Source organism: Kitasatospora sp. NPDC058478, from assembly GCF_042720345.1.
Lineage (GTDB): Bacteria > Actinomycetota > Actinomycetes > Streptomycetales > Streptomycetaceae > Kitasatospora.
The window spans coordinates 1-22,963 of record NZ_JBHXML010000084.1; the positions used below are offsets into that span (position 1 = coordinate 1).

23 protein-coding genes are annotated in these 22,963 nt (G+C 74.0%); 16 read left to right on the forward strand and 7 right to left on the reverse strand.

Annotated features, from left to right (window positions below; translation table 11 throughout):
* Together ACFWPT_RS34890 and ACFWPT_RS34895 are read left to right on the forward strand one after the other, a co-directional pair.
* On the forward strand, positions 1 to 1,546 hold a 1,546-nt coding region (locus ACFWPT_RS34890), incomplete at its 5' end, for an alpha/beta hydrolase (protein ID WP_380486769.1).
* 75 nt (positions 1,547 to 1,621) lie between these two features.
* The gene (locus tag ACFWPT_RS34895; RefSeq protein WP_063349108.1) at positions 1,622 to 2,071 is read left to right on the forward strand and encodes a MarR family winged helix-turn-helix transcriptional regulator; all 450 of its coding nucleotides are present in this window, start codon (positions 1,622 to 1,624) and stop codon (positions 2,069 to 2,071) included.
* A gap of 43 nt (positions 2,072 to 2,114) precedes the next feature.
* Here ACFWPT_RS34895 and ACFWPT_RS34900 read toward each other — a convergent pair whose 3' ends face one another.
* A complete protein-coding gene (locus ACFWPT_RS34900) occupies positions 2,115 to 2,507 on the reverse strand; it encodes a MerR family transcriptional regulator (RefSeq protein WP_380486771.1) in 393 nt (130 codons plus the stop codon).
* 148 nt (positions 2,508 to 2,655) lie between these two features.
* Between ACFWPT_RS34900 and ACFWPT_RS34905 the strand changes: the two genes are divergently transcribed.
* Positions 2,656 to 3,150: a peptidylprolyl isomerase gene (locus tag ACFWPT_RS34905; protein ID WP_063349110.1), complete on the forward strand. Its 495-nt coding sequence runs from the start codon at positions 2,656 to 2,658 to the stop codon at positions 3,148 to 3,150.
* Positions 3,151 to 3,455: 305 nt separating this feature from the next.
* The gene (locus ACFWPT_RS34910) at positions 3,456 to 4,013 is read left to right on the forward strand and encodes a hypothetical protein (RefSeq protein ID WP_380486773.1); all 558 of its coding nucleotides are present in this window, start codon (positions 3,456 to 3,458) and stop codon (positions 4,011 to 4,013) included.
* Positions 4,014 to 4,047: 34 nt separating this feature from the next.
* Here the strand turns inward: ACFWPT_RS34910 and ACFWPT_RS34915 are convergent, their stop codons facing one another.
* Positions 4,048 to 4,500 carry a hypothetical protein gene (locus tag ACFWPT_RS34915; protein WP_063349114.1) on the reverse strand — a complete coding sequence of 151 codons (453 nt, stop codon included), beginning with the start codon at positions 4,498 to 4,500 and terminating at the stop codon, positions 4,048 to 4,050.
* Between the two features lie 41 nt (positions 4,501 to 4,541).
* A complete protein-coding gene (locus ACFWPT_RS34920; RefSeq protein WP_244293658.1) occupies positions 4,542 to 5,474 on the reverse strand; it encodes an LCP family protein in 933 nt (310 codons plus the stop codon).
* 930 nt (positions 5,475 to 6,404) lie between these two features.
* On the opposite strand from ACFWPT_RS34920, the gene ssuE reads away from it, so the two are divergent.
* The 6 genes from ssuE (at position 6,405) to ACFWPT_RS34950 (ending at position 14,834) form a co-directional block, all read left to right on the forward strand.
* Positions 6,405 to 6,959, forward strand: coding sequence for an NADPH-dependent FMN reductase (gene ssuE, locus ACFWPT_RS34925; RefSeq protein WP_063349116.1), 555 nt, complete (start codon positions 6,405 to 6,407; stop codon positions 6,957 to 6,959).
* Positions 6,960 to 7,292: 333 nt separating this feature from the next.
* Entirely contained in the window at positions 7,293 to 8,081 is a 789-nt protein-coding gene (locus tag ACFWPT_RS34930; protein WP_380343698.1) for an ABC transporter ATP-binding protein, read from the forward strand.
* An 18-nt stretch (positions 8,082 to 8,099) separates the two neighbouring features.
* Positions 8,100 to 10,667, forward strand: a complete 2,568-nt coding sequence (locus ACFWPT_RS34935) for an ABC transporter permease (protein WP_380486776.1) — start codon at positions 8,100 to 8,102, stop codon at positions 10,665 to 10,667.
* Positions 10,668 to 10,844: 177 nt separating this feature from the next.
* Positions 10,845 to 12,845 (forward strand): hypothetical protein, encoded by a 2,001-nt coding sequence (locus tag ACFWPT_RS34940; protein WP_380486778.1) that lies wholly within the window; start codon positions 10,845 to 10,847, stop codon positions 12,843 to 12,845.
* A gap of 236 nt (positions 12,846 to 13,081) precedes the next feature.
* Positions 13,082 to 14,122 (forward strand): glycosyltransferase family 2 protein, encoded by a 1,041-nt coding sequence (locus ACFWPT_RS34945; protein ID WP_063349120.1) that lies wholly within the window; start codon positions 13,082 to 13,084, stop codon positions 14,120 to 14,122.
* Positions 14,123 to 14,219: 97 nt separating this feature from the next.
* The gene (locus ACFWPT_RS34950; RefSeq protein ID WP_380486780.1) at positions 14,220 to 14,834 is read left to right on the forward strand and encodes a DapH/DapD/GlmU-related protein; all 615 of its coding nucleotides are present in this window, start codon (positions 14,220 to 14,222) and stop codon (positions 14,832 to 14,834) included.
* 16 nt (positions 14,835 to 14,850) lie between these two features.
* On the opposite strand, the gene ACFWPT_RS34955 is transcribed toward ACFWPT_RS34950, so the two are convergent.
* The 3 genes from ACFWPT_RS34955 to ACFWPT_RS34965 all read right to left on the reverse strand — a co-directional run bounded on the left by ACFWPT_RS34955 (position 14,851) and on the right by ACFWPT_RS34965 (position 18,867).
* Positions 14,851 to 16,503, reverse strand: coding sequence for an LCP family protein (locus ACFWPT_RS34955; RefSeq protein ID WP_380377346.1), 1,653 nt, complete (start codon positions 16,501 to 16,503; stop codon positions 14,851 to 14,853).
* 192 nt (positions 16,504 to 16,695) lie between these two features.
* Entirely contained in the window at positions 16,696 to 18,039 is a 1,344-nt protein-coding gene (locus ACFWPT_RS34960; protein ID WP_380486782.1) for an LCP family protein, read from the reverse strand.
* Between the two features lie 36 nt (positions 18,040 to 18,075).
* Complete coding sequence (locus ACFWPT_RS34965; RefSeq protein ID WP_380486784.1) at positions 18,076 to 18,867, reverse strand: TIGR03089 family protein; 792 nt, start codon at positions 18,865 to 18,867, stop codon at positions 18,076 to 18,078.
* 104 nt (positions 18,868 to 18,971) lie between these two features.
* On the opposite strand from ACFWPT_RS34965, the gene ACFWPT_RS34970 reads away from it, so the two are divergent.
* A complete protein-coding gene (locus ACFWPT_RS34970; protein ID WP_380486787.1) occupies positions 18,972 to 20,084 on the forward strand; it encodes an N-acetylmuramoyl-L-alanine amidase in 1,113 nt (370 codons plus the stop codon).
* Positions 20,085 to 20,108: 24 nt separating this feature from the next.
* Here ACFWPT_RS34970 and ACFWPT_RS34975 read toward each other — a convergent pair whose 3' ends face one another.
* Entirely contained in the window at positions 20,109 to 20,600 is a 492-nt protein-coding gene (locus ACFWPT_RS34975; protein ID WP_363377415.1) for an SgcJ/EcaC family oxidoreductase, read from the reverse strand.
* 6 nt (positions 20,601 to 20,606) lie between these two features.
* Between ACFWPT_RS34975 and ACFWPT_RS34980 the strand changes: the two genes are divergently transcribed.
* The 5 genes from ACFWPT_RS34980 to ACFWPT_RS35000 all read left to right on the forward strand — a co-directional run bounded on the left by ACFWPT_RS34980 (position 20,607) and on the right by ACFWPT_RS35000 (position 22,962).
* Positions 20,607 to 21,572, forward strand: coding sequence for a DNA-3-methyladenine glycosylase family protein (locus ACFWPT_RS34980; protein WP_380486789.1), 966 nt, complete (start codon positions 20,607 to 20,609; stop codon positions 21,570 to 21,572).
* 25 nt (positions 21,573 to 21,597) lie between these two features.
* On the forward strand, positions 21,598 to 21,852 hold the full coding sequence (locus ACFWPT_RS34985; RefSeq protein WP_063349128.1) for a type II toxin-antitoxin system Phd/YefM family antitoxin: 255 nt from the start codon (positions 21,598 to 21,600) through the stop codon (positions 21,850 to 21,852).
* The gene (locus tag ACFWPT_RS34990; RefSeq protein ID WP_063349129.1) at positions 21,849 to 22,295 is read left to right on the forward strand and encodes a PIN domain-containing protein; all 447 of its coding nucleotides are present in this window, start codon (positions 21,849 to 21,851) and stop codon (positions 22,293 to 22,295) included. Before ACFWPT_RS34985 ends, ACFWPT_RS34990 begins: the two co-directional genes overlap by 4 nt.
* Before the next feature lie 128 nt (positions 22,296 to 22,423).
* Positions 22,424 to 22,696: a type II toxin-antitoxin system Phd/YefM family antitoxin gene (locus ACFWPT_RS34995; RefSeq protein ID WP_380486792.1), complete on the forward strand. Its 273-nt coding sequence runs from the start codon at positions 22,424 to 22,426 to the stop codon at positions 22,694 to 22,696.
* On the forward strand, positions 22,693 to 22,962 hold the full coding sequence (locus ACFWPT_RS35000) for a type II toxin-antitoxin system RelE/ParE family toxin (protein ID WP_380377356.1): 270 nt from the start codon (positions 22,693 to 22,695) through the stop codon (positions 22,960 to 22,962). The genes ACFWPT_RS34995 and ACFWPT_RS35000 overlap by 4 nt, the downstream gene beginning before the upstream one ends.
* The last annotated feature ends 1 nt before the right edge of the window (position 22,963 follow it).

Here is a 22,963-nt window from a genome sequence, read left to right on the forward strand (position 1 = left end):
CGCCTCGGCGGCGGCGGCCCCGGCGGCCCCGGCGGCCCCGGCGGCCCCGGCGGCCCCGGCGGCGCCGGTGCCCCGGCTGGACTGGCGGTCCTGCGTACCGGACTTCGACTGCGCCCGCGCCACGGTGCCGATGGACTACCGCGACCCGGCCGGGCGCACCGTCGAGCTGGCCGTCATCCGGCACCCCGCGACCGACCCGGCGCACCGGATCGGCTCGCTGTTCTTCAACCCCGGCGGCCCGGGCGTGCCCGGCACCCAGGCGCTGCCCGCCGTGTACGGGATGCTCCCGGCGCAGGTGCGGGAGCGGTTCGACCTGGTCGGCTTCGACCCGCGCGGCGTCGGCGACTCCACCCTGCCGCAGTGCTTCCCGGACGCGGCGGCCGAGCAGGGCCTGCTCGCCGGGCTGTCGGCCGGCTACCCGGTCGGCGCCGCCCAGGAGTCGGCCTGGGCGACGACGTACGCGCGCTTCGGCCGCCAGTGCGCCGACAACGAGCGGACCGGCCTGCTCGCCCACCTCTCCACCGCCGACACGGCCCGCGACCTGGACCTGCTGCGCGCCGCCGTCGGCGACCGCCGGCTGAGCTACCTCGGCACCTCGTACGGCAGCTACCTGGGCGCCACCTACGCCAACCTCTTCCCGACTCGGGTGCGCGCGATGGTGCTGGACAGCGCCCCCGACCCGGTCGCCTGGTCCACCGGGCGCTCGCCGCAGCAGCGCGCCCTGCCGCCGTTCCTGCGCACCGGCAGCGACCTCGCCGGCGCCCGCACCCTCGACGCCTTCCTCGACCAGTGCGCCGACGCCGGCCCCACCGCCTGCGCCTTCGCGGCGGCGAACCGGGACGCCACCCGCGCCAAGTTCGCCGAACTGCTCGACCGGCTCGGCCGGACACCGGTGACGCTCGGCACCCCGCCGGCGGCGGTCACCTTCGACCAGGCCTCCACCGCCTCCACCGTCCTGCCGATGCTCTACGCCGCCACCCCGGTGCCGAACGCCCCCGGCACCGGCTGGCCGGCGCTGGGCGGACTGCTCCAGCAGCTGTGGACCGCCGCCCCGGACGCCTCGGCGCCGCTGCCGACCGGCGGCCAGCCCAAGCAGGCGCAGACCCTCGGGGCGCTCTGCGCCGACACCGTCAACCCGCCCGCCTCCGGTGCCGACCCGGCCGCCGACACCACCTACCCGGCGCTGTCCGCCCTCGCCCGGGCCCGTGCGGGCGCCACCGGCCCGTACCTGGTCTGGCAGAACCAGCGCTGCGCCGCCTGGCCGGCCGAGGCCGCCCGGGACCGCTACACCGGCCCGTGGAACCGGCCGACCTCCGCGCCGATCCTGGTCGTGGCCCTCACCGGCGACCCGGCCTGGCCCTACGAAGGCTCCCGCGCGCTGGCCGACACCCTCGCCCGCGGCCGCCTGCTGACCGTCCACGGCTACGGCCACACGGCGCTGGGCAACCCGAGCGCCTGCGCCTGGGACCGCGAGCAGCGGTACCTGGTCAGCGGTGAGCTCCCGCCGCCCGGCACGGTCTGCGAGCCGGACCACCAGGCGTTCTAGGTCCTGCCCGGCCGCCCTGGTCGTGCGCGTGCGCGGAATCCGTGCACGCGCACGCACCTCGGTACGATGAACGTCATGAACCGTGCCGACCTCTCCCTGGGCCCGCTGTCCGAGCGGGACCACGCCTTCTACGGCCTGGTCTGGGCCGGCACCACCCTCGCCGCCCAGGTGGACCGCGAGCTCACCCGGGTGCACGGGCTGTCGCTGTCCTGGTTCGAGGTGATGCTCTGGCTCAACGGGCAGCAGGAGCCGGTCGCCGCCTCCGACCTGGGCGCGAAGACGATGCTCAGCCGCAGCCAGGTCTCCCGGGTGGTCGACGCCCTGGCCGCACGCGGCCTGGTGGCCCGCACGCCCTCCGCCTCCGACGCCCGGTCTGTGCGGATCGAACTGACCGGGCAGGGCCGCGCCGCCTTCGCCGAGGCCGACGCCACCCGGCGGGCCGTCCTCGCGCCGGTCTTCACCGACCGGCTCGACGAGGGCGACATCGCGGCCCTGGAGGCGGTCTGGCGCAAGCTGAAGGCCTGAGCCCCGGGCCCGGGTCTACACCGCGTCGGCTACACCGCGTCGGCTACACCGGGTCGGCCTCCGCCGCCCCGGCCCGCGGCCGGCCGGAGGCGGTCGCGATCACCTCGTCCAGCACGTCGCGGGAGCGGAGCAGGTCGGTGACCATCCGGTCGATCCGGTCCCGTTCGGAGGCCAGCTCCTCGACCAGCAGCGGGGTGGCGACCTCGTTCGGGCCGCCGTCGGAGTCGCGCATGCAGGGGAGGATCTTGTAGATCGTGCGGCTGTGCAGCCCGGCCGCGAACAGTTCCTGGATCAGCACGACCCGGTCCACCGCCGGCTCCGGGTACTCCCGGTGCCTGCCGTCGGTCCGCCGGGCGGCCAGCAGGCCCTGCTGCTCGTAGTAGCGCAGCGAGCGCTCGCTCACGCCCGTCCGCCGGGCCAGTTCACCGATCCGCATGCCGCCCACCCCGTCGCCGTGACCGCTTGAACCTGACGCCGATGTTAGCTTCCGCGGCCCTCGCACCGGCCGGATAACACGGGACCGCCACCCGGCGCCGTGCCGGGGGTGACGCGCGTCGGCCGACGGGTCGTGCCATGATCCCTGCATGGCTTCCAACGTTTTCTTCGACATCGAGATCGACGGCGTTCCGTCGGGCCGCATCGTCTTCAAGCTGTACGACGACGTCGTCCCCAAGACCGCCCGCAACTTCCGCGAGCTCGCGACCGGCCAGAACGGCTTCGGCTACGAGGGCTCCGGCTTCCACCGCGTGATCCCGCAGTTCATGCTGCAGGGCGGTGACTTCACCAACCACAACGGCACCGGTGGCAAGAGCATCTACGGCGAGAAGTTCGCCGACGAGAACTTCCAGGCCAAGCACACCCGCCCGGGCCTGCTGTCGATGGCCAACGCCGGCCGCAACACCAACGGCTCGCAGTTCTTCATCACCACCATCGTCACCGACTGGCTGGACGGCAAGCACGTCGTCTTCGGCGAGGTCGTCGAGGGCATGGACGTCGTGACGGCGGTCGAGAAGCTCGGCTCGCAGAGCGGCCGCACCTCGGCGAAGGTCACCATCGCCAAGTCCGGCATCGTCGAGTAGTCACCGGTTCATCAGTTCGAAACCGCACACCGCCCCGGCCGCGGAAGTCTGATCAGTCGACTTCCCACCCCGGGGCGGTGGCGTGTCCGGAGGCGGCATGTCCGGCGGGCGGCGTAGGCCCTGGTCGCCCGACTGGACCACTTCGGCCTCGACTGGCTTCCGGAGTGCGGGGGCAGGGTAGCCGGGTGGGTGGGCGGGCGGGCCGGAACCGGGCAATCACTGCGTGCGCCGGCGCGGTCGCTCTAGGCTCTCCGTGCGCGGTCGGAGCCGCGGCGAACTCGACACTCCGGCAAGGTGGTTCACCGATGGAACAGGACGCCGACGACGGCGCGGTGACGTACGAGCAGGTGACGGTGGTCTCGCTCGCCTCGTGCGAGCCGGTCAATCCGGCGCGGATCGCGGTGCGGGTCGCCTGCGAGGTCATGACGGTCAAGCGGGTGGCGGGCTACTGGGTGCGCTGGGACGAGCGCTGGGGGTCGGAGGAGATCCGCCACCACTCGCGCTGGGTGCCGGACGAGGAGTACGTGCGGCCGGGCACCGGCGGCGTGGACGGCGCGCTCACGGTGACGGTGGCCGCGTACTGGACGTACCGGGAGGGCGGCAGCCCGCGCCGGCCGACCACGGAGACCGCGGTGGCCTTCCGGCCGGGCGAGGCCGAGCACGAACTGGTGCTGGAGCGGCCCGATCCGCACCGCCCGGCGGCCCTGACCGTGCACCTGACCGGCGCCCGCTGGCTGGCGGGCGGCGAGGGGCGGCTGATCCACTACGGCTACGCGGGCGCCACCGAGGCCGCCGGCGGCGAGGGGGAGTGGCTGGTCCGCTTCCCCGAGTGCGGCACCGGCCTGCTCCCGCAGGCGGGTTAGGCGACTGCGGTACGGGCCTGCTCCCGTCGGCTGGTCAGGCCGCCGTCCGGGCCCCGTCCCGCAGGCCGACCTTGCGGGCGGGGGCGCCGGCCCAGATCTCGCCGGGCCCGGTGGAGCGGGTGAGCACGGCGTTGGCGCCGATGACGGTGCCGGCGCCGACGGTGAGCACGCCCTCCTTGCACACCACTTTGGCGCCCGCGCACAGCACCGCGCCGTCCTGGACCACCACCCGCCGCATGGCGCTCCGTTCCTGCGGCACCCACGGGTCGGCCCGGCCGATGGTGACCCCGTTGTAGAGCGTCACGCCGGCGCCGAGGGTGGTGTACGGGTGGAGCACCGTGCCGAAGCCGCGGTGGAACACGACGAGCCCGGGCCCGATCTCGCAGGCGGCGGGCACTTCCATGCCGTAGAGCGCGAGCGCCTCCTGGACCAGGCGGCCCAGGAGGCGGTGGCGGCGGCGGTAGACGAGCGCGGTGACGAGTGACATCCACCCATTGTGGCGGCGCGGCTACTTCACGTCACAAGGGGTTACTTGATGTCCGGTACCGCGGTGTCGTTCTTGAAGGCGTCGAAGACCTGCTTGGACTTGGCGGCGTCCCACAGCACCGCCGACTCCCCGGTCTTGGTCCGGTAGTCCGGGTTGCCGATCGGGACGGTCAGGGTCTTGCCGCCGCCGCCGTTGACGTCCTTCATGGCGAGGAAGAGCGAGCCGAGGTCGGTGAGGCCGGCGTCGTCGTCGACGATGAGGGTGCCGAGGGCGGAGTCGACCAGCGGGTAGAAGGTGAACGGGTTCAGCACGGTGCCGGGGGAGGCGGCCTGGTGGGCGAGGGCGCCGAGGAACTTCTGCTGGTTGCGCATCCGGCCGAGGTCCTGGTCGGCCATCTGGTGGCGCTGGCGGACGAAGGCGAGGGCCTGCTTGCCGTTGAGGGTCTGGTCGCCGGCCTTGAGGTCGAGGCCGGAGTCCTTGTCCTTGAGGTCCTGGTCGATGTGCATCTCGACGCCGCCGATGGAGTCGACGATGCCGACGAAGCCGGCGAAGCCGATCTCGGCGTAGTGGTCGATGCGGATGCCGGTGTTCAGCTCGACGGTCTGGACGAGGAGGCGGCCGCCGCCGTTGCCGAAGGCCGAGTTGATCTTCGAGGTGGTGCCCTTGAGGGTCTTGCCGCTGCTGCTCTTGTACTCGGGGATCGGCACCCAGGAGTCGCGCGGGATGCTCATCAGGGTGTTTCCGTTGTCCCCGACGTGCAGGACCATCATCGAGTCGCTGCGCTTGCCCTCGGTGTCGTGACCGGTGTGCAGGTCGTCCTGTTCCGAGTCGGTGAGGCCCTGGCGGCTGTCGGAGCCGACGATCAGCCAGTTGGTGCCCTTGCCGGCCGGCGGGCGGCCGGGGTAGTCGGCGAGCACGTTCTCGTGGTTGAGCTTGGAGTCGGCCCAGAACCAGGTCGAGACGGCGGTGACCATGACGGCGATCAGGAGGCCGAAGACCGACCACTTGACGATCCGGCGCCGCGGCCACCGCTTGGTCTGTATACCGCCCGGCTGGGCGCCGCCCGGCCCCCCGGGCCCACCCGGCCGTCCGGGACCCCCGGGACCGTTAGGACCACCAGGACCACCGGGGCCCCCAGGCCCACCAGGCCCCCCGGGACGGCCGCCGGGCTGCCCGCCCGGACCCTGCGGCGGGACGCCGCCGAGCCGCGACGGCTCCGGCTGTCGTGGCGCGGGCGCACCCGGCCCGCGCGGGTTCATCGACGACGGCAGCGGCGGCTCGGCCGCCCCGCCGCCCCCGCCGCGCCCGTACGCGCCGCCGTTGCCGCCGCCCCCATACGGGTTCCCGTCTCGGTACGGGTTCCCGCCGCCTCCCGGGCGGCCCTCCTGCCACGTGTTCATGTCGTCGAGGATGCCCGACCCCGCTCGTGCTGACTCCCCCCGGGGTACTCACCAGGTCGCTTGTAGCAGTTTTGATGCACGGGTCGGATCGTTCCGCCGCAACTTCCGCGCGGCCGTACGACGGTGGGGCGGGACGGGGCGGGGCGGCGCGGGCGCCGGGTCGACGTGAGCCCGGTCACCACGCGTCACGTCACCCGCCGTTCAACTGGCGAAACGATTCTTGACCGGTTCGAACGCAGCGTGTTTGCATTTCGGGTATGGATCAGCGTTGGGCACTCACGCGTCGGCGGCACGTCGACCTGCGGCGTGGTGTGGCCTGTTCGCTCTGTCGCGGCTGAAGCGCGCCCACCGGACCACCTCGGCGTCACCCCACCCACGCCGAGCACATCACCTCGAACGCGTCGAGCACGTCGAGCACGTCGAAACACCTTCCCGGGCTCCGACCCGCAGCGGTCCTCCTGCGCCGCGTCGTGCCGCCCCCGCCTCCAGCCAAAGGTGAACCCCATGGCCACCGTCCTGTCCGTTTCCGGCTCCCCGTCCGCGACCTCCCGCACCACCCGCCTGCTGCGCCACGTCGACGCCGGGCTGGAGGCCCGCGGCCACCACGTCGTCCCGTTCGAGGCGCGCAGCCTGCCCGCGCACGCGCTGCTGTCGGGCGACTTCGACCACCCGGAGATCGTCGCCGTGACCGAGCTGTTCGCCCGGGCGGACGGCGTCGTGATCGGCACCCCCGTCTACAAGGCCGCCTACTCGGGCCTGTTGAAGGCCCTGCTGGACGTGCTCCCGCAGTACGCGCTGGCCGGCAAGGCCGTCCTGCCGCTGGCCACCGGCGGCTCGCCCGCGCACGTGCTGGCGGTGGACTACGCGCTGCGCCCGGTGCTCAGCTCGATGGGCGCCGGCCACATCACCCAGGGCTGGTTCGTGCTCGACCGCCACATCACCACCAGGGAGGACGGGACGACCCTGGTCGAGCGCGAGACCGACACCCTGCTGGCCCCGGTCGTGGAGGGTTTCGCGCAGGCCCTGGAGCGGCTGGCCGCACCGGCGCTGACCGGCTGAGGAACCGGGGCCCGGACCCCGTACGGGGCGTCCCCGAGACGGGCCGCGGCACCCCCTAGGGGGAGGGGCGCCGCGCCCCGTAGATCCTTGGTCGGGCGGCTTCATTCCGGCGGATGACGAGCGTGCCCGCCGTTGCTCATAACGTTGTGGACGTCCCCGCTCGTGCCGACGAGGGGCGAGGTTCTCCCGGGAGCCGGCGCCCGCCGGGCCCGGTGGGTGGGGTCAACTCCCGGTCGACGACCCTTCCTGCGCCATGCCCGCGTCCTGCGGCATGCCCGCGCACGGAGGGGCCGGCCGGGGTCGACGGTCGGGCCCACTTCTTAGGAGACTCCAGTGACGACGGCAGCCACAGCCGTGTACGACCCCCAGCTTCCCGACGGCGCGCCCGCCGTCGCCGCCGCGGCCCGCCGGGTCAGCAAGGCGTACGGCGCGGGCGAGACCAGGGTCACCGCGCTCGACGCGGTGGACGTCGACATCCAGCGCGGCCGCTTCACCGCGATCATGGGCCCGTCGGGCTCCGGGAAGTCGACCCTGATGCACTGCCTGGCCGGCCTGGACACGGTCAGCGCCGGGCGGATCTGGATCGGCGACACCGAGATCACCGGCCTCAAGGACAAGCAGCTGACCAGGCTGCGCCGGGACAAGATCGGCTTCATCTTCCAGGCGTTCAACCTGCTCCCGACGCTGTCCGCGCTGGAGAACATCACGCTGCCGATGGACATCGCCGGCCGCCGGCCGGACCAGGCCTGGCTGGACCAGGTGGTGGAGACCGTCGGCCTGGCCGGCCGGCTCAAGCACCGCCCGGCGCAGCTCTCCGGCGGTCAGCAGCAGCGCGTCGCGGTGGCCCGGGCGCTGGCCGCCCGGCCCGAGATCATCTTCGGCGACGAGCCCACCGGCAACCTGGACTCCCGGGCCGGCGCCGAGGTGCTCACCTTCCTGCGCCGTTCGGTCGACGAACTGGGCCAGACCATCGTGATGGTGACCCACGACCCGGTCGCCGCGGGCTACGCGGACCGCGTGCTGTTCCTCGCCGACGGCTTGATCGTCGACGAGATGCACGCGCCCACCGCCGACTCCGTCCTCGAACGCATGCGCCGTTTCGACGGCAAGCGGACCAGCTGAGCGGGCGGGACGGGACAGATGCTGCTCAAGACCGCTCTGCGGAGCTTCTTCGCCCACAAGGGCCGCATGGTGCTCTCCCTGATCGCCGTGATGCTGTCGGTCGCGTTCGTCTCCGGCACCCTGGTCTTCTCCGACACCGCGACCAGCACCTTCGACAAGCTGTTCGCCGCGACCGCCTCCGACGTCTCCGTCCAGCCGCCCAAGCCGGCCGAGGACGACGACCAGCAGGCCTCAGACAAGCCGCGGACCGTCCCGGTGGCGGCCGCACAGCAGCTCGCCGCGGTGCCGGGGGTGAAGTCGGCGGTCGGCCAGGTCATGGTCGAGAACGCGACCCTGGTCGACCCGGCCACCAACAAGCTGGTCGGCCCGACCTCCGGTGCGCCGACCCTGGTCGGCAACTGGACCGAGACCCCGCGCAGCGCGGTGCGTCTCACCCAGGGCCACGCCCCGCGGAACGCGGGCGAGTTGGTGCTGGACGCGGACACCGCGAAGAAGTCCGGACTCGGCGTCGGCGCCAAGCTCCGGGTCGACAACGCCGACGGCCGGCACGAGTTCACGATCTCCGGCATCGCCTCCTTCACCACCACCAACCCCGGTGCGGCGCTGGCCTTCCTGGACACCCCGACCGCCCAGCAGGTGCTGCTCGGCGAGCAGGCGTACACCTCGGTCGAGGCGTTCGGCGACGGCAGCCGCGGCAACGACCGGCTGAAGGCCGACGCCCTGGCCGAGCTGGGCGCCGGCTACCAGGTCAAGACCGCGGCCGAGCAGAAGGACGAGAACACCAAGAGCATCGGCAGCGGCCTCGGCTTCATGAAGAACGCGATGCTCGGCTTCTCGCTCATCTCGGCGTTCGTCGGCTGCTTCCTGATCATCAACACCTTCTCGATGCTGGTCGCCCAGCGCACCCGGGAGATCGGCCTGCTGCGCGCCATCGGCGGCAGCCGCCAGCAGGTGAACCGCTCGGTCCTGGTCGAGGCGCTGATCCTCGGCGTGCTCGGCTCGACCCTCGGGGTCGCGGCCGGTCTGGGCATCGCGGTCGGCCTGATCAAGCTGATGAACGCGATCGGCATGAAGCTCGACGCGGGCGACCTGAAGATCGGTCCGACGGTGTTCCTCGCCGGGTACGCCCTGGGCATCGTGGTGACCCTGGTGGCGGCCTGGGTCCCGGCCCGCCGGGCGAGCCGGATCGCGCCGATGGCCGCCCTGCGCGACCACGGCACGCCGGCCGAGGGCCGCGCCAACCTGGTCCGCACGGTGGTCGGCCTCGTCCTGACGGCGGGCGGCGGCGGTCTGCTGGTGCTGGCCGCGCAGGCGCAGAAGGCGGCCACCGGCGGCCAGTACCTGGGTCTCGGCGTGCTGCTCACCCTGATCGGCTTCGTGGTGCTCGGCCCGCTGCTGGCCACCGCCGTGGTGCGGGTGCTGGGCGCGCTGCTGCCGGCGCTGTTCGGCTCGTCCGGCCGGCTCGCCCAGCGAAACGCGATGCGCAACCCGCGTCGCACCGGGGCCACCGCCGCCGCGCTGATGATCGGACTGGCGCTGGTGATCGGCTCCTCGGTGTTCAGCGCCTCGACGGTCACCTCGGCCAACGCGCAGATCGACCGGTCGGTGGGCGCGGACTACATCGTCCAGGGCGGCCGCACCTCCATCACCCCCGAGATGCTGGACGCCGTCCGCCGGACCCCGGGCATCGACCACGTCACCACCCAGAAGTTCTTCAACCCCAAGCTCCAGCTGCCGGACGGCCGGAGCGCGAAGACCAACCTCACCGCCGCGCCGCCCGCCTTCTTCGGCACCGACTTCCACCTCCCGGTCACCGCCGGTTCGGTGGACGCGATCGGGCGGGGCGAGCTGGGGATCGGCGAGGCCTTCGCGAAGGACCACGGCCTGAAGGTCGGCGACCAGGTGACCGTCGCCTACGGCAAGGGCCGCACCCAGGTGCTGCCGGTGGGCGCCGTGTTCGCGAAGGGCTCGCTGTTCGGCGACGGCTCCTTCGTCGACTTCGACACCATGGCCAGGGCCGTGCCCGCCGACGAGCAGCCGCCGGTCTGGACGTTCTTCGCCAAGGCCTCCTCCGGAGCCGACGTCGCGAAGACGCTGACCGCCCTGGAGGGCGCGCTCAAGGAGTACCCGCAGCTGACCATCAAGGACCAGGCCGGCTACAAGGAGGTCGTGCAGTCCCAGGTCAACACCCTGCTCTACCTGATCTACGGCCTGGTCGGCCTCTCCATCACGGTCGCCGTGCTCGGGGTGGTCAACACCCTGGCGCTGTCGGTGGTCGAGCGGACCAGGGAGATCGGCCTGCTGCGGGCGATCGGGCTCTCCCGCCGCCAGCTGCGCCGGATGATCCGGCTGGAGGCCGTGGTGATCTCGGTGTTCGGCGCGGTCCTGGGCACCGGGCTCGGGCTGGCCTGGGGCGTCACCGCCCAGCGGGTGCTGCGCGACCAGGGCCTGGCCACGCTCTCCGTCCCGACGACCACGCTCGCGGTGACGCTGGTCGCCTCGGTGGTGATCGGACTGGTCGCCGCCCTCGTCCCGGCCTTCCGGGCCGGGCGGATGAACGTCCTCGCGGCCATCGCGACGGACTGACCGGGGCCATCGAGACGGATCGACCGGGGCCGTCGAGGCGGACTGACCGGGCGGCGCGGGCCGCAGGACCCGGCGGTGGGGGGCCGCCGAGGGGGGAACGGGGGGCAGGGGCCGGGTGCGGGCAGCACCCGGCCCCTGCGGCACGGGCCGCCCCAGGCCGACTGAGATGATCGTCCGATGTTCGCCCCGGATACCCCGGACGCCCCGCCGCTGCCCAGCGCCGCGCCCCTCACCGCCGCCGCTGCCGCCCGCTGGCGCGCCGCCCGCACCGCCTGGCGCCTGGACAGCCGCTGGTCGGCGCTGCTGCCGGCCGCCTTCGTGATCCTGGCCACCGCGGTGGAGCCGACCCCCGGCGACTGCAACGTCCAAGGCGTCTGCCGGGACACCTGGGGCTCCTCGCTGGCCGCCTGGTCGGTGCTCGCCGAAGTGGTCCTGCTGGCCGGCCGGTTCCGCGGCCGGGCGCTGGTCCCGCCGGCCGTCCTCGCGGTGCTCTGGTACGCCCCGCACGGCCTGGTCACCCCGCTCTGCCGCTGGACGGCCGTCCTGCTCCACCTGCTGCTCTCCGCCGCGCTGATCGGCGCCGAGCTCGGCCGCCGCCGCGCCCGCCAGCAGCTCGACGAACTGATGGCCCCGCCCGTCCCCTTCCCCTGGACCGCCGCCGGAGCGCCCTCGCCCGTCCACCCCGACGGCCCGCCGGTGCTGCGCCGCGCGCTCGGCGCACTGCTGCTCGCCGCCGCCCTGGCGTTCCCGCTGTACGGGCTGTGGGGGCAGGCCCGGCAGCAGGCGAGCGCCGAACGGGCCGACCAGGTCACCGGCACCGCGGGCGACACCGACCAGGACGGCGCCCTGACCGTCCGCTTCCACCCGCCCGGCGGCGGCCCGGAACGCACCGCCCGGCTGGACGTCTGGTGGGCCCGGCCGCCGCAGCCCGGCGAGCCCGTCCCGCTGCTGGTGGACGGCGCCGCCGTCCGCGCCGCCGGCGACGACTACGACCTCACCGGCGCGCTGACCGCCGGCGGCCTGCTCGCCCTGCCCGGCCTGCTGCTGCTCGGCTCGGCCGCCACCGCGAACGCCCGCCGCTCCCGGCCCCCCTTCGCGGGCTCCGCGCCCGCCCTCGCCGTCCGGGTCCGCGCCGACGCCCAGGGCGACCTGCTGGTGCAGCCGCTGGACGGCCCGCCGGACGGCCCCGCGCTCTGGCGGCTGGTCGAGCGCGACCGCTACCGCTGGGCCCGCTACGGCGCCCCGGACGGCGAGGGCCCGGCCTGGGTGCCCGAACACCTGGAGACCGAGGACGACGACGCCGACCACCTCGAACTCGAAGTCTCCTACGACGAGGAAGAGGAGGAGCCCGGGGACGTCTTCGAACGGCTGACCCCGGAGCAGGCCGCCGCCTGGCTCGCCCGCGCCGGCCGGAGCGTGCCGGCCGTGCTGTACCGGGGGCCCGACGGGCCGGAGCAGCAGCTCCTGGTCCGCCCCGGACTGCTGGACCACGACCCGCGCTGGGTGGCGGCCGTGGTCGCCCCCGCCGCCCGGGCCCCGCGGCCGGGCCGGCGCACCGAGGGCTACCGGGAGCGGGAACTGGCCGTCGCCGCCCTGACCGCCGAGACGGTGGCCGCCGCCCCCGCGGCCGGGCCGGACGCCGAACCGGTGCCCGCCCGGCGCTGGGAGATGCCGCTGCCGCTGCGGGCGGTGGCCGGTCCGGTGCCCGCCCTGCTGCTCGCGGGCCTGGTCGTGCTGCTCGGCCGGAGCGGCTGGTGGGGCGGCCTGGTGCACCCGCTCCTGACCGGCACGGTGGCGATCCTCGCCTGCGGCCGCACCCTCTCCTGGCAGATGGTCGCCGACCGGGACGGCCTGCGGATCGCCACCGCGCTGCGCACCCGGACCTTCCGGTGGCAGGAGATCAACGCGGCCGCCGTCCACCGCAACCTGCTCACCGTCCAGCTGCGCTCGGGTGAGGAGGTCACCGTCGGCAGTCGCCCGGCCGCCTGGCTGGCCGGACACTTCGGGGACCGCTACGACCCGGTCGAGCTGGCCCGGGCCGTCGCGACCGCCGCCCACCGGCCGGACCTGCGTCCGCACCGGTCGCTGCCGGACCGGCTGGGCGGCCCGCAGCACCTGCTGAACCGGTTGTCGCTGGCCGGCTACGCGCTCTTCACCATCGTTCACCACCTGCTCTGAACCTGCGCCGAACCTGCACCGAACCCGCGCGGCCGCCGCCGAACCCCGCCGGGGGCGCTCTCCCGGGCTCCGTCCCGTCCTCCGGAAACCGCCCGTTCCGACCCGGCTGCGGGCCCGTACGCGGAGCGGAGTACGGTGGACGTGATCAAGGAGTCCAACCGGGCGTCGCGGGCTGCGTGCAGCGGCCCAGACCGGGACAAGACGGAGACGTGTCCGCACCGGTACGGTTGGCCCCGATGAACACCAAGGCTGCTGAGGAGCTGCCGGCTGTCTCCGTGATCATGCCGGTGCTCAACGAGGAACGACACCTGCGGACGGCGGTCCGGCGCATCCTGGACCAGGAGTACCCCGGGCCGATGGAGGTGGTGATCGCCCTCGGTCCGTCCACCGACCGGACCGCGGAGATCGCGGCCGAACTGGTGGCGGAGGACCCGCGGGTACGGACCGTGCCGAATCCCACCGGTCGCACCCCCGCAGGGCTGAACGCCGCGATCCGCGGCTCGCGCCATCCGATAGTGGTGCGCGTGGACGGCCACGGGCTGCTCACCCCCGGCTACATCACCACCGCGGTCCGGCTGCTCGACGAGATGGACGCCGCCAACGTCGGCGGCATCATGCACGCCGAGGGCGAGACCGAGTGGGAGAACGCGGTCGCCGCCGCGATGACCTCCAAGATCGGTGTCGGCAACGCCGCCTTCCACACCGGCGGCCTGGCCGGCCCGGCGGACACCGTCTACCTCGGGGTGTTCCGGCGCGAGGTGCTGGAGAAGCTCGGCGGCTACAACGAGGAGTTCATCCGCGCCCAGGACTGGGAGCTCAACTACCGGATCCGCCAGGACGGCGGGCTGGTCTGGTTCACCCCGCAGCTCAAGGTGACCTACCGGCCCCGGCCGTCGGTGAAGGCGCTGGCCAAGCAGTACAAGGACTACGGCCGTTGGCGCCGGGTGGTCACCCGCTACCACCGCGGCTCGGTCAACCTCCGCTACCTGGCCCCGCCGACCGCCCTGCTGGCCGTCACCCTCGGGCTGGTGCTGGGCGTCGCCGTCCACCCGGCCCTCCTCGCGGTGCCCGGCGCGTACCTGCTGGGTATCCTCGGCGGCGGGCTGGTCGGCGGCCGCGGCCTGTCCTTCAAGGCCAGGGCGATGCTGCCGGTGGCGCTCGCCACCATGCACCTCAGCTGGGGCTTCGGCTTCCTCACCTCGCCCCGCTCACTGGCCCGCCGGGTGATAGGCAGCGTCGGACCGGCCGCCAAGGATGTGCTCTCCAGGGCGAGTTGACGCCGACCCGGCAGGGTTTGTCCGACAATTCCCGCCGGGCGCGCGAATTGCCGGACAAGCCCTGACGGTCGAGCCCGCGCCGCTATCGTCGGTGCGCATGGCGACAGTTGAGGGCGGGCCCGGCGCGGCCCGGATCGAGCCGAGCGCGGACGTCGACGAACGGGCCGTCATCGGCGCGGGGACGACGGTCTGGCACCTCGCCCAGGTCCGCGAGGGCGCGGTGGTCGGCGCCGAGTGCGTGATCGGCCGCGGCGCCTACGTCGGCCCCGGCGTCCGGATCGGGGACCGGGTCAAACTGCAGAACCACGCGCTGGTGTACGAGCCCGCGCTGGTCGAGGACGGGGTGTTCATCGGCCCCGCCGCCGTCCTCACCAACGACCGCCACCCCCGCGCGGTGACCCCCGACGGTCGGCCCAAGCGTCAACAGGACTGGCACGCCGAAGGGGTGACGCTCCGTCAGGGCTGTTCGATCGGCGGCCGGGTGGTCCTGGTCGCCGGGGTGACGGTCGGCCGCTGGGCGCTGGTCGCGGCCGGCGCGGTGGTCCACCGGGACGTCCCGGACTTCGCCCTGGCCGCCGGCGTCCCGGCCCGCCGGATCGGCTGGGTCGGCCGCGCCGGCGAGCCGCTGCAACCCGTCGGCGACGGCCGCTGGCGCTGCCCCCGCACCGGCGAGCACTACCGGGAGACGGGCGGCACCCTCGCGCCGACGTAGGGCCCGGGGCCCCTAGCTACTTGGCGCACGCGTCGGTGTCGTCCGCCTGCACCCGCTGGAGGTCCTTCGGTGCCTCGGTCGGGGCCGCCGCCGGAGCGGCGAGGACGTCCTTGCCGAGCACCAGCACCAGCGGGCCCTTGGGATCCGCCTTCGGGTCCGGCCGGACGGCGTCGCCCGGCAGGCCGAGCGCGGCGGCCAGGGCGGCGGCCGCGGCGTCCTGCCCGGTCGGGAAGGACACCGTGGTGGTCGCGGTGACGGGCGCGTCGGGGGCGGTCGTGGCCTTGGCGAAGCCCTTGGTGCGGAGCTTTTCCACGGTGGGCCCCGACTGCCCGCGCGTCCCGCTGCCGTTGCGCACCGTCACCCGGACGTCCTTGGGGTCCACCGTCGGGGCGGCGGCGGTCGGGGCCGCCGGTGCGGTCTCCGGTGCGGCCGTGGCGGCGTCGGCGGGGGCGGCGGTCTCGGTCAGCGAGCGGTCGCCCGCGACCATCGAGAACAGCTGCCCGGCGTCCGGCTGCTTGAGCACCAGCCGGTCCTTGTCCTTGGGGTCGTCCAGGACCGGCACGGTGGCGAAGGTGATGTTCTTGGTGTCCACCTTGCTGAGGTCCAGCGCGAGGTCCTTGAGCTTGTCGACGCTGCCGATCCCGGAGTCCACGGTGAGCGCCTTGGTGGCGGCGTCGGCGAGCTTGTAGAGCTTGCTCGGGCTGGTCAGGGTGTCGTCGCTCTTGATCTTGCGGATCATCGAGCTGATGAACTGCTGCTGGAGCGGGATGCGGGTGAGGTCGCCGCCGAAGCCGACGGCGTGCCGGGTGCGGACGAAGGCCAGCGCCTCGTCGCCCTGGACCACGTGCCGGCCCTTGCTCATCTTCAGGTGCGAGTCCTTGTCGTTGATGTCCTTGGCCGCGCAGACCTCGACCCCGCCGACGGCGCTGGACAGCGTCTTCACCGCCTCGAAGTTGACCTGCACGAAGTGGTCGACCCGGATCCCGGTCATCTTCTCGACGGTCTTCCAGGTGCAGCCCGGGTCGCGCCCCTCCTGGCCGAGGCTGTTGTTGAACATGTCCCGCGCGGAGCCGGGGATCTTCTTGCCGCTGCCGCTCTGGCACTCCGGGATCGGCACCATCAGGTCGCGCGGGATGCTGATCGCGGTGGCGTTGGAGCGGTCCTTGGAGATGTGGAACAGCAGCGTGGTGTCGGCGTGCCCGGCGCTGCCCTCGTTGCCGTACTCGCGGCCGAGGCCCTGCCGGCTGTCGGTGCCCAGCACCAGGATGTTGAGCGCGTCCCCGGCGGCCTTGGGCCGCTCCTCCTCGTTGCCCAGCTGGACCTTGACGGAGGTCAGGTTGCTGTTGAAGTGCTGGTACAGGTAGTACGCCCCGCCGCAGCCCGCGACCATCACCAGGGCGCCGGCCCCGGCGGTCCACTTGAGCGCCCGGCGGCGCCGGGTCCGCTTGGCGGCGGCGGCCGCCCGGCGCCGGGAGTCGCGGCGGCCCGGCCCGGGGACGTCGGCGGTCCCGGCCGACTCGGTGGCCGGCGTCTCCTCGGGGGATCTCCGGTCGGCCGTCCGGCGGCGCTGCCCGGGGATGCCGGCGGCCGGGTCGAGGCGGTACTGGCCGGTTTCCGGGTCGCGCGTCCACTGGTCGGCGGGATCGACCTCCGGTTTGTCCTGCTGCACGGGGGTTCCCTACCTCCGACCGGTCACGGCTCCGGCTCGCCCGTTCGGCGGGCCGATCCGGACACACTAGACGAGCCGAACGACTGAATCGTTCCGGTGTGATCTGCGCCATGTCCAGGTAATGGCCGGGTAAAGTCCCCTGGGTGTGCGGGATTTCCGGAAAACCCGCGCCGACCTGCGGCGCAGCCGCGATCAGTGCTGCGCGCAGGCGTCCACGTCGGCCGTGCGTCCCTCGAAGGTGGGCGAGGCGTCCGCCGAAGGTGACGCCTTCGCCGGAGCCCCCGCGGCCCCCGCGGCCCCCGCAGCCCCGTCCGACCCCGCGCCCGCACCCGCCGCCACCGGACTTGGACTTGGACTCGGGCTCGCGCCCGCCCCGACGCCCGCCCCGACACCGACGCCCGCCCCGACACCGACGCCCGCCCCGGCGACGGCGCCCGGCGACGGCGCCGAACCGGGCGGCCGGACGGCGACCGACCGGTCGTCCCGCAGCGCGGTGAACAACTGGGTGGTCTGCGGCTGCACGAACTCGTCCCGGTCCGAGTCGTACCGGTACGGGCGGCGCGGCGCGGTCAGGAGCACCACGTCCGCCGAGGGGATGTCCCGCAGGTCCTGGGTGAGGTCGTACAGCGCCCCGAGCGAGGACAGCCCGCCGTCCGCCTTGACCGAGGAGGTGGCCGCGTCCAGCACCGGCCACAGCCGCGCCGGGTTCAGCAGCACGCCCTGCGACTGCACCTTGCGGATCAGCGCGGCCAGGAACTGCTGCTGACGGCCCATCCGCTGGGTGTCGCTGCCGTCGCCCAGGCTCTCCCGGGCCCGGACGTAGCCGAGTGCCTGCTCGCCGTGCAGGGTCTGCCGCCCGGCGGGCAGGTCGAGTCTGGCGTCCTTGTCGTGGATCGCCTGCGGGACGCACACCTCGACCCCGCCGATCGCGTTCACCATCGTCTTGAAGCCGTTGAAGTCGAGGATCACGTAGTGGTCGATCCGGATGCCGCTGAGCTGCTCGACGGCGCGGATCGAGCAGGCCGCGCCGCCCATCTCGAACGCCCAGTTGAACTGCATCAGCCCGGCCTTGCTGCGGGTGCCGTCCGATTTCTCGCAGGCGGGGACGGTGACCATGACGTCGCGCGGGATGGAGACCGCCGTCGCGTGCTTCCGGTCGGCGGCCAGGTGCAGCAGGATCGTGGTGTCCGAGCGCTGGGTGCCCGGCTCGCCGCCGTACGAGGAGTTGGTGCCGGAGCGGTCGTCGCTGCCGATCAGCAGGATGTTCTCGGAGCCCTTGGCCCCGGCGGTCCGGCTCGGCCGCTCGGCCTCCAGCTGGGCGAGCAGTCGGTCGGTGGCCGAGTCGGTGCGGATGTTGCCGTCCAGCTTGCGGTAGGCGATCCAGAGCAGTGCCCCGGTGGCGACCAGCAGGAACGCGACGACGCCGGCGGTGATCATCAGCCACCGCCGGCGCCGACGCGGGCGTCCGGGTTCGGAAGGGTGCGCATCCGTCGGGGGCGGGTCGGTCGGGGGGTGCGCGGTGTCGTCCTCGGCCATGGCAGGGATCCCTACCCGCCCGGCCCGACCCGGGGGTTACCCGAGGCGCAGTGTCACCCGTTCGGATTCGGTCCGCTTCTCCCACTGCTCGGGGTCGAGCCCCTGCGAGTTGCGGCACAGCACCACCGAGGCGCCGGCCGCCAGCGGCGCCAGCAGACCGGCCTCCAGGCCGGTCCAGTCGTCGAACGAGAAGGTGGACAGCACCCGGTCGCCGGGCTCCAGTCCGAGCCGGGCGGCCCCTTCCCGGGCCAGCGCGACGGTCTGCTCGCCGGTCAGCTTCAGCGGCAGCCCGTCCACGGCGGTCTCCAGCGCGTGGCCGTCCGGGGCGACGGGCGAGTACGGCGCGAAGCGGTCGCCCTGGCCGGGCACCTCGGCGGCGTAGTCGAGGAAGCCGTCGGGGCGCTGCGGGAAGCGTCCGCCGAGCGGGCGCAGGGCCAGGGCCACCCGCTCGCCCTCGCAGGCGTGGGCGGCCGTCAGTCCGTCCGGGCCGCTGACCACCAGGTCGGCGGCGGCCGGGTCGCCGCCGGGCACCACCGCCACCCCGACCGACCAGCAGGCCAGCAGCCAGACGGCGCTCTGCCAGTGGGCGGGGAGCAGCAGTACGGCCCGGTCGCCCGGGCCGGCGTTCAACTCGTCCTGGAGGAGGTTGGCCGTCTTGGCCACCCAGTTGTCGAAGGTCCGGGCGGACAGTTCCACCCGTTCACCGGTGGCGTCGTCGTAGAAGGTGACCAGCGGGGCCGCGGGATCGACCGTGGGCGTGCCGCCTCGCAGATATGCGTGCAGCAGTTCGACGGGGGTGCGGGCATCGGCAGCGAAATGCGCAGTCATGGTGCGCCCCAGCCTACGGCCTTCGAGTGGGCCGTCGGGAGGGGTGGCGGACCGGGCGCGAGGCGACGTGGCGAGTGGCCCGATTTGCCGCCACCATCCGGTTTATGCGCCTTTCCCTCCCGGCCGCCGTGCTCGCCGGCTGCACCGCCGCCCTGCTCCTCCAGCCCGCCGCCACCGCCGGCCCGGCCGACCCCGACGGCGTCCGGCGCCGCGGCTCCGCCGGCGGCGGGTCGGTCACCTCGCTGCCGCTCGGCCCCGGCCCGGCCCTGGCGCCGCGCACCACCCGGCCGTTCGAACTCCTCGGCGTCGGCTGGGACGGCCCGGCGGACGCGCTGGCCGGCGGCGCCGTCCGGGTCCGCACCCGGGACGCGGCCACCGGCCGCTGGGGCGACTGGCACGACCTGGAGGCCGACACCGAGGACGGCCCCGACCTCGCCCCGCGCGGCGCCACCGCGCCCCTGTGGACCGGCCGCAGCGACGGCGTCGCCGTCGAGGTGCGCCCCGGCCCCGCCGGGCCCCCGCCCGGCCTGCGGCTCGACCTGGTCGACCCCGGCCAGGGTGCGCCCGCGCCCGCCGCCCGGGTCCTGCCCCGCCGCCCCGCCGACGGCCACCAGGCCCCGCGCCCCGCCATCGTCACCCGGGCCGGCTGGGGCGCGGACGAGTCCCTGCGCGACCAGGCCTTCGAGTACACCGGCCCGGTCCACGAGGTGTTCGTCCACCACACCGCCACCGCCACCGACTACGCCTGCTCCGACGCCCCCCGGGTGATCAGGTCGATCTACCAGTACCACGTTCAGAGCAGCGGCTGGCGGGACATCGGCTACAACTTCCTGGTCGACCGCTGCGGCACCGTCTACGAGGGCCGGGCCGGCGGCGTCGACCAGCCCGTCCACGGCGCCCACACCCTCGGCTTCAACACCGACTCGGCCGGCGTCGCCGCCATCGGCACCTACGTCGGCGACGCCCCGCCCCAGCCCCTCCTGGACGGCCTCGCCGCCATCGCCGGCTGGAAGCTCGGCCTCACCGGCCACCCCGCCGACGGCCGCACCAAGCTCACCTCCGCCTCCGACGCCAGCCGCTACCCCAAGGGCACCGTCGTCGACTTCGACGCCGTCTCCGGCCACCGCGACGCCTTCAACACCGAGTGCCCCGGCAACGCCCTCTACGCCCGGCTCCCCGCCCTCCGTACGGCCGCGGTGCGCATCCAGACCCCCTGACGCACCCCACCGCACCGCACCGCCCTACGCCGGCCCCGGCCCCCGCCCGACCAGCCCCCGCAGCTCCGCCGTCAACGCCGCCGCCAGATCCGGCCGGAGGTCGTAGCGCGCCGGCGTGTTCTGCAGCAGCCCGATCCGCCAGCCCGCCCCGGCGTTCACCGCGATCACCGTCTGCACCGCGTTGAGCGCCGGGTCCAGGTCCTCCGCGGCGTCCGGCACCAGCCCCGCGACGGCGTCCAGCTGCGCCACCCCGGGCCCCAGCGCGCGGACCCGGCGCACCCTGGCCACGTACTCCGGTGTCGCGTGGTCCGCGAAGAGCCGCCCCAGTTCGGCGGCGATCACCGACCGTCCGCAGTGCCGGGTGCCGTCGAAGCCGATCACCTCCCCGTCCTCGGCGAACGGCCCGGCGAAGGCCGAACCGTCCCGCTGGTTCCACCCCTCCAGCGCCCGGTGGTACAGCGCCCGCACCGCGCTCTCGTCCCCGGAGGACAGCTCCGGCAGCCGCGTATCGTTCATATCCCCATGGTCGGCGAAGGCGGTGGAGCCGGACAGCGGAGGAGGTGCGCGGCGGTGACGGGCGAGTCGGTACGGCGCTGGCGGCCGGGTTTCCCGCTGGACGTCGCCCGGACGCTGCTGCCGCTGCGCCGGGGCCCCGCCGACCCGGCGTACCGCACCACCGGCGACGGCGCGCTCTGGCGGGCGTCCCGGACCCCGGCCGGGATCGGCACGCTGCGGGTGCTGGCGCGCCCGGCGGCCGGCGAGGTGGAAGCGACGGCCTGGGGCCCGGGTGCGACGTGGCTGCTGGAGCGGCTGCCGACGCTGCTGGGCGCGCAGGACGATCCGGAGGCCCTGGTGCTGCCGCCCGGCCCGCTGCGGGACGCCCAGCGCCGCACCGCCGCGGTCCGCCTCACCCGCACCGGGCTGGTCCTGGAGTCCCTCGTCCCGGCGATCCTGGAACAGAAGGTGACCACCGACGAGGCCTACCGCGCCTGGCGCACCCTGCTACGGGACTTCGGCACCGCGGCGCCGGGCCCGGCCGAGGGCATGCGGGTGGCGCCGTCGGCCCGGGAGTGGGCGCTGGTGCCGAGCTGGGAGTGGCACCGCGCGGGGGTGGACCCGAAGCGCTCGGCGACGGTCATGCGCGCCGTCCGGCTGGCGCCCCGGCTGGAGGAGGCCGCCGCGATGGACCACGTCGAGGCCTTCGCCCGGCTCACCGCCGTCCCGGGGATCGGCCCCTGGACGGCCGCCGAGACCCTGCAACGCAGCAACGGCGACCCGGACGCGGTCTCGGTCGGCGACTTCCACCTGCCCAACCTGGTCGGCTGGGCCCTGGCCGGCCGCCCCCGCAGCGACGACGCCCAGATGCTCGCCCTGCTGGAGCCCTACCGCCCGCACCGCCACCGCCTCTGCCGCCTCCTGCTGGCGACCACCCCCCACGCCCCCCGCTACGGCCCCCGCCTCACCCCCGACGACCACCGGCGGCGATGAACTACGCCGTAGTACACTGCCTCGCATGGAAGCAACCATGCGGGAGCTGAACCAGCAGACGGCCAGGGTGATAGGAGCCGTCGAGCGGGGCGAGACCGTCACCGTCACCAAGGACGGCAGGCATGTGGCCACCATCCTGCCGCCGAGCCTGGCCGCACCCGTCTACCCCTTCCGGACCGATCCGATGGGGGAGGAGCTCGACGACATGCCGGTCATCCCCGGTGGCGGCGGGCGCATTCTGGCCGACCTCGACCAGCACATGGAAGGATTCGGCAGGTGACCGACGTCGCGGTGGTCGGTGACACCGGCGCCCTGCTCGCCGCATACGCCGGTGAGGAACCCGACCACGACGCCTGCCTGAAGGCCTTGCGTACGGTCGGCCATCTGGTCATCTCGCCGCTGGTGCTGGCCGAGCTGGACTACCTCGCGCACCGGACACTCGGAGCCGCGATGGCGATGCGCGTTCTGGACGACATCATCGACCGATGTGCGATCGGCCGCTTCGAGGTGCCCGAGGTGGGTGCGCACCTTGCCACCGCGCGGGCGGTCATGCGGCAGTACCCGGACCTGGACATCGGCCTGACGGACGCCATCAACGTCGCGCTGGCCGCGGAGTTCAGGACCGACGCCGTGCTGACCGTCGACCGTCGCCACTTCCGTGCGATCAGGCCGCTGACCAACCACAAGGCCTTCCGGCTGCTGCCGGACGACCTCGACGGCTGATCCTCACCGCACCTCGATGAAGGTGTCGGCGCCGCGGTCCGGGCGTTCGCGCCTCACCCCCGACGACCACCGGCGGCGCTGAACCGGAAGCGCTGTGCGGTGTACACGCCGATGTGTACGCTTGATGCATGACTGACGCACTGAGCATCCGGGAACTGCGTGCGAACCTCGCCGAGGTGGTCACCCAGGCCGAGGCCGGCGAGATCACCGTGATCACTCGGAAGGGCGAGCGGGTCGGAGCGGTCGTGCCGATCGAGATCCTCGATGCCGTCGAGGATGCCGCCGACGAACTGCTCGCCCGTGAGGCCGAGCAGCACCGGAACGATCCCACCGTGACCATGGCCGAGCTCCTGGCCGACCTGTTCGACTCGCCCAAGGACTCCTCCGGGAGCGCTGCGTGAAGTACGCGTTCCGCTTCACCTCGCATGCCAGGCGCCAGCTGCGTGACATCAGCCAGGTCGACGCGATGCGGATCCTCACCGCGCTCACCGTTCTCGGCGAGGACCCTTACGTCGAGGGCCCGGATGTCAAGAAGCTGGCGGGTCACGTCGGCCTCTACCGTCTCCGGGTCGGCGTCTACCGCGTGGCCTACGAGATCCACGACGGCGTGCTGGTGATCCTCGTGGTGGCCGTTGGCAATCGCCGCGAGGTCTATCGCGGTCTCTGAA

What these genes read in the sequence shown, in the direction of transcription:
- ACFWPT_RS34895 (WP_063349108.1), top strand. Translation starts at nt 1,622, where the DNA reads ATGAACCGTGCCGACCTCTCCCTGGGCCCGCTGTCCGAGCGGGACCAC.
- ACFWPT_RS34900 (WP_380486771.1), bottom strand. Translation starts at nt 2,507, where the DNA reads ATGCGGATCGGTGAACTGGCCCGGCGGACGGGCGTGAGCGAGCGCTCG.
- ACFWPT_RS34905 (WP_063349110.1), top strand. Translation starts at nt 2,656, where the DNA reads ATGGCTTCCAACGTTTTCTTCGACATCGAGATCGACGGCGTTCCGTCG.
- ACFWPT_RS34910 (WP_380486773.1), top strand. Translation starts at nt 3,456, where the DNA reads ATGGAACAGGACGCCGACGACGGCGCGGTGACGTACGAGCAGGTGACG.
- ACFWPT_RS34915 (WP_063349114.1), bottom strand. Translation starts at nt 4,500, where the DNA reads ATGTCACTCGTCACCGCGCTCGTCTACCGCCGCCGCCACCGCCTCCTG.
- ACFWPT_RS34920 (WP_244293658.1), bottom strand. Translation starts at nt 5,474, where the DNA reads ATGGTCACCGCCGTCTCGACCTGGTTCTGGGCCGACTCCAAGCTCAAC.
- ssuE (WP_063349116.1), top strand. Translation starts at nt 6,405, where the DNA reads ATGGCCACCGTCCTGTCCGTTTCCGGCTCCCCGTCCGCGACCTCCCGC.
- ACFWPT_RS34935 (WP_380486776.1), top strand. Translation starts at nt 8,100, where the DNA reads ATGCTGCTCAAGACCGCTCTGCGGAGCTTCTTCGCCCACAAGGGCCGC.
- ACFWPT_RS34940 (WP_380486778.1), top strand. Translation starts at nt 10,845, where the DNA reads ATGTTCGCCCCGGATACCCCGGACGCCCCGCCGCTGCCCAGCGCCGCG.
- ACFWPT_RS34945 (WP_063349120.1), top strand. Translation starts at nt 13,082, where the DNA reads ATGAACACCAAGGCTGCTGAGGAGCTGCCGGCTGTCTCCGTGATCATG.
- ACFWPT_RS34950 (WP_380486780.1), top strand. Translation starts at nt 14,220, where the DNA reads ATGGCGACAGTTGAGGGCGGGCCCGGCGCGGCCCGGATCGAGCCGAGC.
- ACFWPT_RS34960 (WP_380486782.1), bottom strand. Translation starts at nt 18,039, where the DNA reads ATGGCCGAGGACGACACCGCGCACCCCCCGACCGACCCGCCCCCGACG.
- ACFWPT_RS34965 (WP_380486784.1), bottom strand. Translation starts at nt 18,867, where the DNA reads ATGACTGCGCATTTCGCTGCCGATGCCCGCACCCCCGTCGAACTGCTG.
- ACFWPT_RS34970 (WP_380486787.1), top strand. Translation starts at nt 18,972, where the DNA reads ATGCGCCTTTCCCTCCCGGCCGCCGTGCTCGCCGGCTGCACCGCCGCC.
- ACFWPT_RS34975 (WP_363377415.1), bottom strand. Translation starts at nt 20,600, where the DNA reads ATGAACGATACGCGGCTGCCGGAGCTGTCCTCCGGGGACGAGAGCGCG.
- ACFWPT_RS34980 (WP_380486789.1), top strand. Translation starts at nt 20,607, where the DNA reads ATGGTCGGCGAAGGCGGTGGAGCCGGACAGCGGAGGAGGTGCGCGGCG.
- ACFWPT_RS34985 (WP_063349128.1), top strand. Translation starts at nt 21,598, where the DNA reads ATGGAAGCAACCATGCGGGAGCTGAACCAGCAGACGGCCAGGGTGATA.
- ACFWPT_RS34995 (WP_380486792.1), top strand. Translation starts at nt 22,424, where the DNA reads ATGACTGACGCACTGAGCATCCGGGAACTGCGTGCGAACCTCGCCGAG.